Origin of the sequence: Streptomyces sp. NPDC057099 (assembly GCF_042671245.1) — a bacterium.
GTDB lineage: Bacteria > Actinomycetota > Actinomycetes > Streptomycetales > Streptomycetaceae > Streptomyces > Streptomyces purpurascens.
In genome coordinates this window covers 90,943-102,182 of sequence record NZ_JBHUTX010000014.1, presented here as the reverse complement: position 1 = coordinate 102,182, position 11,240 = coordinate 90,943, and the positions used below count along the sequence as shown (strand labels likewise).

Here is an 11,240-nt window from a genome sequence, read left to right as displayed (position 1 = left end):
CGATCCTCAACTGCACATCCTTGATGGGTGTTTCTGTTGGGATGCGTGTCAACTGACGGTGACGGAGCAACTGCTGAGCAGGCACACCCTAGGACTCGCACACAATCGAATCAATGACCCCGTCGGACTTTGTGCGGTCCTGGTGGTTCAGCCTCCGTGGAAGGCGAGCGGCACAGCCGGCTCACCCGCGAATTTTTGTCATTTCGGCGCGACATTGTCGCTTCACCGAACGTACTGTGACCTCATCGGACAGCCTGCGCAACGGATCTTGGCCGGACCTTTTGCCGCGCCGGAAGGAGCGGCTCGCATGAACGGGTATGCGACCTCGGATCGCGACTCCGTCACGGCCGCGCCCGGCGGGCTGCTGGACCTGCTGAAGGTCGCGGCCGTGGTCCTGGACGCGGGCGGGCACATCGCCCTGTGGAGCCCCGAGATCGAGCAGCTGCTCGGCTACACCCCGGCGGAGGCCCTGCGCCAACGCGCCGACACGCTCCTGGTCGCGCCCGAGAACCGAGCCCGGGGCAGGGAGCTGTTCGCCCAGGTCAGCTCGGGGGCCCGCTGGGCCGGTGTCTTCCCGCTGCGGCACAAGGACGGCACGGACCGCGCCGTGGAGTTCCGCACGATGCGTCTCCTCGACCCCGAGGGACAGCCCCATCTGCTGGGCCTCGCCACGGACGCGACGACCGTACGGATCGTGGAGCGGGACCTCGCCCTCTCGCACAGCCTGGTCAACCAGACCCCGCTCGGCATCGCCGTCTTCGACAACGACCTGCGCTGGGTCGGGGTCAATCCCGCGCTGGAGCGGATGAACGGCGTGCCCGAGGAGGCCGTGCTGGGGCGCCGGGTCGGCGAGGTGCTGCCCGACCTGGACGTGGAGGCCATCGAGGACCGGATGCGGCACGTCCTGGAGACCGGCAGACCCCTGCTCGACCAGCAGACCATCGGCCGTACGGCGGCGGACGTCCAGGACCGCGCGTACTCGGAGTCGTACCACCGCATCGAGGACACCGAGGGGCGGGTGCTGGGCCTCGCGATGGCCGTCCTGGACGTCACCGAGCGCCAGCAGGCCGCGGCCGAGGTCGCCCAGGCCCGCCAGCATCTGTCGGTGATCGCCGACGCCGGGGTGCGGATCGGCACCACGCTGGACCTCCAGCAGACCGCCCGGGAACTGGCCGACGTGGTGGTGTCGCACCTCGCGGACCTGGCCGCCGTGGACGTGCTGGAATCCGTCGTGGCCCACGGCACCATCGCGCCGGTGTCGGGCGGCGCGCCCGCCGAGTTCAGAGCGCTGGCCGTCGCGGCCGGCTACCCCACCGACGCCATCCACGCCGCCGACCCGGTCGGCGAGCTCGCCACCTACGGCTCGTCACGGATCATCACGCAGTGCGTCCGCAATGCCCGTCCCGTCCTGGTCGAGCGCGTGGACCCGAAGATGATGCGGCGCATCGCCCGGGACGCGCGGGCCGCCCAGACCCTGCACGAGGCCGGCGCGCACTCCTATCTGGCGGTGCCGCTGATGGCCCGGGGCAAGGTGCTCGGCACGCTCACCCTGTACCGCACGGTCGACGAACGCCCCTTCGACGACCGGGACCGAGTACTCGCCTCCGAGCTGGCCGCGCGCGCTGCCATCTGCATCGACAACGCCCGCCTCTACGGACGTGAGCGCGGCACCGCCCTGACTCTCCAGCGCAGCCTGCTCCCCGCCGCGCCCGCCGAGCAGGAGGGGCTCGACATCGCCGCCCGCTACCGGCCGGCCCTCAGCGAGGTCGGCGGCGACTGGTACGACGTACTGCCACTGGGCCCGGGGCGCACCGCGCTCGTCGTGGGGGACGTCATGGGCAAGGGCGTCCAGGCCGCGGCGATCATGGGGCAGCTCAGCACGGCGACACGGGCGCTGGCCCGGCTGGACCTGCCGCCCGCCGAGTTGCTGCGGCATCTCGACGACATCGCCGGCTCGCTCGGCGACGCGATCGCCACGTGCGTGTACGCCGTGTGCGACCTGCGGCGCGGCACCTGTGCCCTGTCCAGCGCGGGGCATCTGCCGCCGGTGCTCGCCGGGGCGGACGGCAGCGCGAAGCTCGTCGACGTGCCCGGCGGCGTACCGCTCGGGGTGGGGGGCGTGGAGTTCGGCACCGTGGAGGTGGAGCTTCCCCCGGGCTCGCTGCTCGCCCTGTACACGGACGGGCTGGTCGAGAACCGCGGGGAGCCGATCGACACCGGGCTCAGCACCCTGACCCACCTCCTGGGGAACGCGGGTCCCAACCTGCAGCGGACCAGCGACAGCCTTCTCAGCGCGCTGAGCCCGGAGCCCGACGACGATGTGGCGCTGCTGCTGGTGCGCACGCGCGTCTGAGCGCTCGGGCCGTAATTCTCGGGCCTGAGCGGCGGCAACTTGTTAGCATGTTTGTGTGAGTTACGTCTTCTACATCTGATCCGGGCCACCGGCTCCGCCCCGCCCGGGGCGCTGAGAGCCGCGACGTCGCCCACGGTCCGCCCTGTTCCGGGCCCGGCCGTCCGTCGGATCCGATGGCCCGCTCGCATCCCCGCCCTTGCCGGGGGTGAAGTGTGCCTCCTCACGGAGGAAGAGAACGTGACCACCCTTGTTCTGCCTGCCCGCGACCGGGCCCAGCTGACCTGCGCCGGAATCCGCGTCGAGCGCGGCGGCCGCACCGTGCTGCACGACGTCGACCTGAAGGTCTCCCCCAGGTCGCGCTGGGGCGTCGTCGGCGAGAACGGCCGCGGCAAGTCGACCCTGCTGCACGTCCTGGCCGGCCTCCTGGCCCCGGACGAGGGGACCGTGCACCGCGTGGGCACTCTCGCCCTGGCCGAGCAGGACATGCCGGCCGAGGACGAGCGCACGGTCGGCGACTTCATCGACGCGCAGCTGGCCGACGCCCGTGCGGCCCTGCGGGAACTGGACGCCGCGGCGGACGCGCTCGCGGCGGAACGCCCCGGTGCCGAAGGGGCCTACGCCGATGCCCTGGAGGTGGCGCAGGCGCTGGACGCCTGGGACGCCGACCGGCGGGTGGACGTCGCCTTGGACGGACTCGGTGCGGTCGGTGACCGGGCCCGTCCGCTGGCCACCCTGTCCGTCGGCCAGCGCTACCGGATCCGGCTGGCCTGTCTGCTGGGGGCCGAGTACGACTTCCTGCTCCTGGACGAGCCCACCAACCACCTGGACCTGGCGGGGCTCGAGTACCTCACCGCCAGGCTGCGCGCGCATGCCGGCGGCGTCGTGGTGGTCAGCCACGACCGGGCTCTTCTCGCGGACGTGGCCACCACGGTCCTCGATCTCGACCCCACCCGGGACGGACGGCCGGGCGTGTACGGCGGCGGCTACGCCGGCTATCGGGAGGGGCGGGAGGCCGAACTGGTCCGGTGGGAGGAGGAGTACGAGCAGCAGCAGACCGAGCACGTCCGTCTGAAGCAGGCCCTGTCCGAGGCGCAGAACCGGCTGAGCACCGGCTGGCGCCCGGACAAGGGCACCGGCAAGCATCAGCGCGCGACCCGGGCCGGTGCGCTGGTGCGTTCCGTCCACCGGCGCCAGGACGATCTGGACCGGCACAAGGTGACCGCGCCGGTGCCGCCCCAGCGTTTCTCGCTGCCCGAGCTGCCCGAGCGGCCGGGGGTCGTCCTGCTGCGGGTGGACGACGTGACGGTCGACGGGCGGCTGCACCACGCGACGAGCCTGTCGGTGACGTCCGGCGACCGGCTGGCCGTCACCGGTCCGAACGGGGCGGGCAAGTCCACGCTCCTGTCCGTCCTGGCCGGGCGGCTGGCCCCCGGCTCGGGCCGGGTGCACCGGGCACGCAGGGTGCGGCTGCGGCTGCTCGGGCAGGAGTCGCCGCGGGCGACGCACCGGCGGGCCCGTGACCTCTACGAGGCGCACACCGCCGGGCTCGTCACGGCGGGCGTGCTGAAGGAGGGCGAGGTGGTGGGGCTCGGCTCGCTGGGCCTGCTCGCCTCACGCGACACCGACAAGCCGGTGGCCGAACTGTCGACGGGCCAGCAACGCCGCCTCGACCTGGCCCTGACCCTCGCGTCCCGCCCCCACATCCTGCTCCTGGACGAGCCCACCAACCATCTGTCCATCGCCCTGGTCGACGAACTCACCGAAGCGCTCCACTCCACACCTGCGGCCATCGTCCTGGCCACCCACGACCGCCAACTGCAACGCGACATCGCGACGTGGCCACGCGTCGCGCTCTCGCGGCGGCGGTCGGCGGAGACGGGGGTGGGTACGACGACCCTCTGACGCCTGGCGTCGGGCGGGCGCGGCGTGTGCGCCCGGGCGCGGCGCGGGGCGGCGGTACGCCCGAGCGGCTCCGAGCGGGCAGGCGCGGCCCGTACGCCCGAGCGGCTCCGCATGCCCAGGCGGGGCTCCCCGAGCAGGCCCGCCTGCTCAGGCCCGTCGGCCAGCCGGAGCGCCAAGCCGCACCGCGCGAGCGCACGCACCCGCACAAGCCCGATTCGCCCAGCCCAAGCGCCGGCGAGGCCGCCCGGGTGCAAGCGGGCCCGGCGGCCGGTACACCTGAGCGGGTCCGCCTGCCCAGGCCCGTCCACCTGCCGAAGCACAAGCCGCACGGCACCAACGAACGCGCCGGACGCGCAGGACCGCCCACCGCCAGTGTGGCCGGGCAGGTGCGTCAGCCCGCCCGGGCGGATCCCGTGTGCCCCCAGCAGCCCGGCGCGGCCGGTACGCCCGAGCGGGTCCGCCTGCCGGAGCACCAAGCCGCACCGCGCGAGCCAACGCACCCGGGCGGGCCGATCACCCGCCCGGAGCGCGTGCGAGGCCGGCACCCGGGCGAGGGCTCAGCCGGCGGCCCGGGGCGCCAAAAGGGGACTCACGGATTGCTCGGGGTCTGTTCGAGCGGCTCCCAGGCGTCGTCCTTCTTCACCGTGCACAGGGCCCAGATGATGAACCCGGAGATGGCGATCATCACGACCGACCAGACCGGATAGGACGGCAGGGAGAGGAAGTTGGCGACGATGATGAGTCCGGCGATGCCCACGCCGGCGACGCGTGCCCACGTCGACGCCTGGAACAGCCCCATGCTGACGAGTACGGCGACCGCGCCCAGGACCAGGTGGATCCAGCCCCAGCTCGTGAGGTCGAACGCGAAGACGTAGTTGGGGGTCGAGAGGAACACCTCGTCCTCGGCGATCGCCGCGATCCCGCGCATGATGCCCAGGATCCCACCGATCATGAGCATGACGGCCGCGAAGACCATCAGACCGACGGCCCATTCACGTTTCGCCGTCGAGCGCGTGTGCGTAGGGTGTGTGGCGGTCATCCTGCTGCCTCGTTTCTGTCGGGGGCTAGGGTTCCGACGGGCCGGAGCCGCTCAGGACCAGCTCCTTCGCCCTGCGGAACTCGTCGTCCGTGATGTCGCCGCGGGCGCGGATCTCGGACAGCCTGACGAGTTCGTCGACGCTGCTCCCCCGTCCCTCGCCGCCCTTGGCTGTCTCCCGTATGTAGCTGTCGAAGGCCTCCTGCTGCGCGCGGGCCTGGGACACCTCCCGGCGGCCCATGTTCTTGCCGCGCGCGATGACGTAGACGAACACACCGAGGAACGGCAGCACGATGCAGAACACCAGCCAGCCGGTCTTGGCCCAACCGCTCAGTTCGTCGTCACGGAAGATGTCGAAGACGACCCGGAAGAGCAGCACGAACCACATGATCCACAGGAAGAACCACAGCATCGCCCAGAAGGCGCTCAACAACGGAAAGTCGTACGCCAGGTAGGTCTGCGCACTCATGTCACTCCTCCGTCCCGGGCGCACGCCCGGCAGCCGTTCCGTGCCGTTCTCAGCGTGCCCATGTCCGGGACGGGGCTGCCTCACCCGGGACGGGTGAGCGTGCCGGTCCTCCGGAGCGCCGCCCGCCAGGCGAAGGCGAGCCCCGCCTCGGCCAGCCCGAGCAGCACGAGCCACAGACCGAGCAGCCGGGTCAGCGCACGGGCCGACTCCGCGGGCATGGCCAGCACCACGACGCCCGCGACGATGCCCAGCACGGCCACGCCGAGGACGAAACCGCGGTGCGGCAGGTCCCGGGCGGCGAGGGCCGTGTACAGGGTGAGCATGCCGGACACCAGCCAGACCAGCCCGACGATCAGTGACAGCGCGGTGACGGTCTGCAGTGGGTTCCTCAGGCACAGCACCCCGGCCAGGACGCACAGCACGGCCAGGAGCAGGCTGGGCAGACGGTGGCCCTGTTCCTGCCGGGCGAAGGTCTCCACGAAGCGGAACGCTCCGGCCGCCAGCAGATACAGGCCGACCAGGGCCGCGACGACGTGCAGGGTCGCCTCCGGCCAGACCAGGACCAGGATGCCCGGCACGAGGGTCGCGACGGCCGAGGCGAGGATCCACTTCCAGGAGCGCCCCAGGGCCGCCAGCAGCTGCGCGGGATCCGGCGCCGTTCCCCCGGGCCCGGGCTCCGCCCCGGCGGGCGGCGCCTGACCGGACGGCATCGTCATGGCTCCCTCCACATCTGCGGGCGGGTCGTCCCCGCTGCATCGGCGACGCGGCCAGCCTCCCGCGCCCCGCCGCCCGCCGGGTCACCCGCCGCGGGTGATCCGTACCCGGCGCCATGGCGGTGAGCTGGAGAGCGCACCCGACAGGATCGAGAGACATGAGATGAACGATCCAGAGGCCGCCCGGCCCGAGGGCCGGAGGCGGCGCGCGAGGGCCGCCGTCCTGGTACGCGCGGCGCTCATCGCGACCGGCCTCATCACCGTCTACTACGTGCTGCCCCTGGACGGGCGCAGCACGGGCGGCACTTCGGCCCTTCTCGTCTGCGGCCTGGTGCTCGTCGTCCTGGTCTTCTGGTGGGAGGTGCAGGCCATCACCCACTCGCCCTTCCCCCGGCTGAAGGCCGTCGAGGCCCTGGCCGCCACGCTCGTCCTGTTCCTCCTGCTCTTCGCGTGCACCTACTTCCTGCTGGAGCACTCCACCCCGGGCTCCTTCAGCGAGCCGCTGACCAAGACGGACTCCCTGTATTTCACGCTCACCACGTTCGCCACCGTCGGATACGGCGACATCGTGGCCCGTTCCCAGACGGGACGGGTGCTGACGATGCTCCAGATGGCAGGCGGGCTGCTGCTGGTGGGCGTGGCGGCGCGGATCCTCGCCGGCGCGGTCCAGGCCGGGCTGCGCCGGCGGGGCGACGAGCCGGCGGAGGACTTCCCCTCACGGCCGGAGGGCTGAGCCATGACCGTAACGAGCCCCTTCACGACGTTCCTGTCCCCGGCCGAGCGCGCGGAGTCGGGCCGTGGCGCGCGGAGTCGGGTGCCGCGTTCGTCCCACAGCCGGTTCGAGCCGGGGCCGGAGCGGCCCGACCCGGTCGAGGTGGTGGAGCGCCAGTCGGCCACCCGGGTACAGGAGTTGGTGCCGGTCCGCTACGGCCGCATGCTCGAGTCACCGTTCCGCTTCTACCGGGGCGCCGCGGCGATCATGGCCGCTGATCTGGGCGCCGCACCGGACACCGGGCTGTGGGTGCAGCTGTGCGGGGACGCCCATCTGCTGAACTTCCGGCTGCTGGCCGCGCCGGAGCGCCATCTGGTCTTCGACATCAACGACTTCGACGAGACCCTGGCCGGTCGGCGCGACTTCGCGGCGCTGGGCGCGGCCGCCCGCTCCGGCAGGGTCCACACGGCGACCCTGTGACCCCCGCTCCCTCCGGCACGCTCACTCCGGCAGCTGGCGCATCTCCACGACCCTGAGACCCAGGGACTGGAAGCGCGTCAGCAGTCCGTACAGGTGGGCCTCGTCGATGACGGAGCCGAACAGGACCGTCTGACCGGACATCACCACGTGATCCAGCTCCGGGAAGACCCTGGCCAGCGTCTCCGACATGTGTCCGTCGACACGGATCTCGTAGCGCATGAGCTGCTCCCGCGGGGGCGGCGTGGGGCGGGCCGTGCACGCCCTTCCCTAGCGATGCTCCGCCCCGGCGCGCCGTCCGCCCTCACCCGGCGCAGGTGAACCTGCGTCGCGCCTCACTCCTTCAGGACGATCTTGAGGATGATGATCAGCAGACCGAGCAGCAGGTTCACCGAGGCGGAGACGGCCATCTGCTTCCCCGAGGCGCCGGCCCGGGCCGCGGCGGCCAGCGACCAGCCGACCTGCCCCGCCACCGCCACGGAGAGCGCCAGCCACAGGGTGCCCGGCATGTCCAGGGGCAGCAGCGGGCTGATCGCCACGGCGGCGGCGGGCGGGACGGCGGCCTCCAGGATCGGCCACTCCTCGCGGCACACCTGCAGCACGGCCCGGTGGCCCACGGCCCCCTGCGCCAGACGCGCGCCGAACAGGTGCGCGTGCACGTGCGCGAGCCAGAACACCGCACCGGTCAGCAGCAACAGCGCCACGAGTTCCACCCGGGGCAGCGCACCCAGGGTTCCGACGCCGATCACCACGGAGGCGGCGAGCATGGAGCCGTAGACACCGCCGGTGTAGTCGGCACGGGACCGCCGCTCGGCATCCCGTTCCCGCCCTGCGGGGCCACTGTTCGTCGTCGGGGTCCCGCTCACAGGAGCCGCCGTTCGCGCGCCCGGCGGACGGCGTCGCCGCGTCGGGTGACCGCGAGCTTGCGGTAGATGCTCTTGAGGTGGGTCTTCACGGTGTTCACGGACACGTGGAGGTCCGCGGCGATCTCCTCCGTCGACATCATCTCGGCCACGCGCCGCACCACGTCACGCTCGCGGGCGCTCAGCTCCTCGACGGCGAGGTCCTGGGCTTCCTCAGGTGGGGCGAGCCCGGGGGCGCGGTAGCGGCCGGGGCCCGGCAGGAGCCAGCCGGCGGCCAGTTCCCGGGGTCGGCCGGTGCTCAGCAGCGGCCGGATCCAGGGGCCGGCCTCCAGGAACGGGCGGCGCAGCCGCTCGCGCCGTCCGTCCAGGAGTGCCCGGGCGACCAGGCGACGGGCGGTGGTGGGGTCCCCGGTGTCGAGGGCGGCCCGGGCGCGTACCAGCGTGGCGCGGACGGTCACCGCGGGGCCGGGCCGGTCGTTCTCCGGGGCGCTGTCGAGCAGGTCGAGCGCGCCTTCGGGGTGGCCCTCCGCGAGCCGGACGCGGGCCGCCTCGACAGCACACGCCCTCCGGTGGTGCGCCACCTTCTCCATGGCCTGCCGGGCCTGCTCGGGATGCCCCTCGGCCAGATGGGCGGCGGAGGCGAGCAGGGCGGCGTGGTCCTCCGCCCAGGGGGAGCTCACGGCCGCCGGGACGGTCGCGTCCGCCGCTGCCGCCAGCGCGGCCCGGGCGTCCCCTCGGGCCAGGAACAGCCGCCCTCGGGTGAGCGTCCGGCCGGCCCGCACCACCGGGTCGTCGACGAGCGGGTGGGAGACGGCGGCTTCGTCGAGGAGGGCCTGTGCCTCGTCGAGTTCGTCGCGGTCGATGAGGACGGCGGCCAGGACCAGCGGGCCGATGCCGGACCGGGAGCGCTGCGGGAGGCTGTACCGCTCCGCCTGGCCGGCCGCCGCGAGGGCCTTGTGCTCGGCCGGGCCGAGCCAGCCGTTGAGGTAGTCGATCAGTGCCAGGTGGCCGAGGGCCTCCCACCGGGGCAGTGCCGTGGCCGCTCCGTCCGGGGTTCCGGCCACCGCCGACAGGGCGGTCCGGGCGTCGTCGAAGCGCCCGGCCCACAGGCGGGCGGAGCCCAGGTGGGTGAGGAGGAGGGCGGTGAGTTCCGGGTGCTCGTCGAGGAGCTGCCCGGGGACCTCCCGCCGGAGGAGCCTCGCCTGCTCGGCGGCACGCTCCGCCCGGTCGGGAGAGCCGGTCAGCCGGGCCGCCAGGGCTTCCAGGAGGGCACAGCCGAGCCGCACCGGGGCGGCACCGGCTCCGTCCCGGCCCAGTTCCTCCTCGGCCCGGCGCAGATGGGCCAGGCCGTGGTCGAGATCGCGCCGGCCCAGCTCGCGGGCGGCGCGCACGAGGTCGGGAGCCGGTCCCGTCGTCTCCGGGCTCATCCGGGCGAACAGGGCGGACAGCTCCTCGGAGCGCAGCCCGGTGAAGAGCTGCCCGAGGGCGAGATCGTCGACCACGGCGCGGGCGGTGAACTCCCAGTCGTCCGCGGCGGCACCCTGGACGAGCGCGTCGGGCAGGGCTCCGGAACGCCGCAGCCATTGCGCGGCCCGGCTGCGCAGCTCCGGCTCCAGGCCCGGGAAGCGCTCCCTCAGGTGGGCGCGGAGGATCTCCGCGAACAGGGGGTGCAGGGAGTACCAGGAGTGTCCGAGGTAGTGGACGAACGCGTTCTCGCGCTGCAGCGCGGCCAGGATGGGCTCCGCGTCGGTGCGCAGCGTCAGCGCGTTCACCAGGTCGGGGCAGCAGCGGTCCAGGACGCTGATGCGCAGCAGCAGGTCCTGGGTGCCGGGTGTCTGCCGGTCGAGCACCTCCGCCAGCAGGAAGTCGGCGACCGTGCTGTGGTCGGCCTCGAACTGCTTCAGATAGGCGTGGGGGTCCGTGCCCTGCCGGGCGGCCAGGGCACACAGCCGGAGCCCCGCGGCCCAGCCCTGGGTCCGCTCCACCAGGGCCTGTACGGCACCGGCCCGCAGGTGCAGTCCGTGCCGGGACAGCAGTTCATGGGCCTCCTCGGAGGTGAAGGCCAGCTCGGCGTTCCGGATCTCCGTGATCTCGCCCGACGCCCGGTAACGGTGCAGCGGCAGCAGGGGTTCCGTGCGGGAGACCAGGACCAGGCGCATGCCTCGTCCGGCGTGGTGCAGGACGAACTGCAACTGCTCCGCGATCTCGGGGGAGGTCACCCGGTCGAACTCGTCGAGTACGACGACGGTGGTGTGGTCCCGGCGCTCCAGGTCGGCGGCCAGGCAGGTCAGCGTCCGCCGGTCCACATGGGCCGCCTCCGCCGGGCAGCCGACGTCGCCCGTCACCGGCACGCCCGCGGCACGCAGTGCCTCCAGCAGATACGCCCAGAAGATCCCGGGAGCCTGATCGGCGGTGTCGGTCGTGAGCCAGGCGACCGGTTCCGTCAGTCCGGCGGCCCAGTCGGCGACCAGGAGGGTCTTGCCGGCTCCGGCGGCCCCGTTGACCATCGTCAGCGGTGTCCCGAGAGCCTGGTCGAGATGCCGGGCCAGGCGGGCGCGGCGCAGGAAAGTGGCGGGCCTCGTCGGCAGGGCGAACCGGGTGCGCAGCAGCGGATCGCCCGTGGGATCGACGCCCGCGGACGCCGGTTCCGCACCGGTCTCCTCGGTCACGGCCATGGAGCCCACCTTGTTCGCCGTCCGACGGATCACAAGCAGC

At 73.1% G+C, this 11,240-nt stretch carries 9 protein-coding genes and 1 pseudogene; 4 read left to right on the top strand and 6 right to left on the bottom strand.

What is annotated here, in order from left to right:
- The first annotated feature begins 307 nt into the window (after positions 1-307).
- On the top strand, positions 308-2,353 hold the full coding sequence (locus ACFT4A_RS19950; RefSeq protein WP_382831979.1) for a SpoIIE family protein phosphatase: 2,046 nt from the start codon (positions 308-310) through the stop codon (positions 2,351-2,353).
- Positions 2,354-2,590: 237 nt separating this feature from the next.
- A complete protein-coding gene (locus tag ACFT4A_RS19945) occupies positions 2,591-4,255 on the top strand; it encodes an ATP-binding cassette domain-containing protein (protein ID WP_382831977.1) in 1,665 nt (554 codons plus the stop codon).
- 589 nt (positions 4,256-4,844) lie between these two features.
- Here ACFT4A_RS19945 and ACFT4A_RS19940 read toward each other — a convergent pair.
- From ACFT4A_RS19940 to ACFT4A_RS19930, 3 genes are all read right to left on the bottom strand, one after another.
- Positions 4,845-5,294, bottom strand: a complete 450-nt coding sequence (locus ACFT4A_RS19940; RefSeq protein ID WP_382831975.1) for a hypothetical protein — start codon at positions 5,292-5,294, stop codon at positions 4,845-4,847.
- Positions 5,295-5,319: 25 nt separating this feature from the next.
- Positions 5,320-5,760, bottom strand: coding sequence for an SHOCT domain-containing protein (locus ACFT4A_RS19935; protein WP_382831974.1), 441 nt, complete (start codon positions 5,758-5,760; stop codon positions 5,320-5,322).
- An 80-nt stretch (positions 5,761-5,840) separates the two neighbouring features.
- The gene (locus ACFT4A_RS19930; protein ID WP_382831973.1) at positions 5,841-6,476 is read right to left on the bottom strand and encodes an HdeD family acid-resistance protein; all 636 of its coding nucleotides are present in this window, start codon (positions 6,474-6,476) and stop codon (positions 5,841-5,843) included.
- Positions 6,477-6,636: 160 nt separating this feature from the next.
- Here ACFT4A_RS19930 and ACFT4A_RS19925 point away from each other — a divergent pair, with 160 nt between their 5' ends.
- Positions 6,637-7,206 carry a potassium channel family protein gene (locus ACFT4A_RS19925; RefSeq protein ID WP_382831971.1) on the top strand — a complete coding sequence of 190 codons (570 nt, stop codon included), beginning with the start codon at positions 6,637-6,639 and terminating at the stop codon, positions 7,204-7,206.
- A gap of 3 nt (positions 7,207-7,209) precedes the next feature.
- Positions 7,210-7,599 (top strand): annotated as a pseudogene (locus ACFT4A_RS19920) (DUF2252 family protein); the annotation flags it as partial.
- An 87-nt stretch (positions 7,600-7,686) separates the two neighbouring features.
- On the opposite strand, the gene ACFT4A_RS19915 reads toward ACFT4A_RS19920, so the two are convergent.
- From ACFT4A_RS19915 to ACFT4A_RS19905, 3 genes are all read right to left on the bottom strand, one after another.
- Positions 7,687-7,884 carry a hypothetical protein gene (locus ACFT4A_RS19915; protein ID WP_184588589.1) on the bottom strand — a complete coding sequence of 66 codons (198 nt, stop codon included), beginning with the start codon at positions 7,882-7,884 and terminating at the stop codon, positions 7,687-7,689.
- 113 nt (positions 7,885-7,997) lie between these two features.
- The gene (locus ACFT4A_RS19910; RefSeq protein ID WP_382831969.1) at positions 7,998-8,528 is read right to left on the bottom strand and encodes a hypothetical protein; all 531 of its coding nucleotides are present in this window, start codon (positions 8,526-8,528) and stop codon (positions 7,998-8,000) included.
- Entirely contained in the window at positions 8,525-11,200 is a 2,676-nt protein-coding gene (locus ACFT4A_RS19905) for a LuxR C-terminal-related transcriptional regulator (RefSeq protein WP_382831967.1), read from the bottom strand. Before ACFT4A_RS19905 ends, ACFT4A_RS19910 begins: the two co-directional genes overlap by 4 nt.
- Between the last annotated feature and the right edge of the window lie 40 nt (positions 11,201-11,240).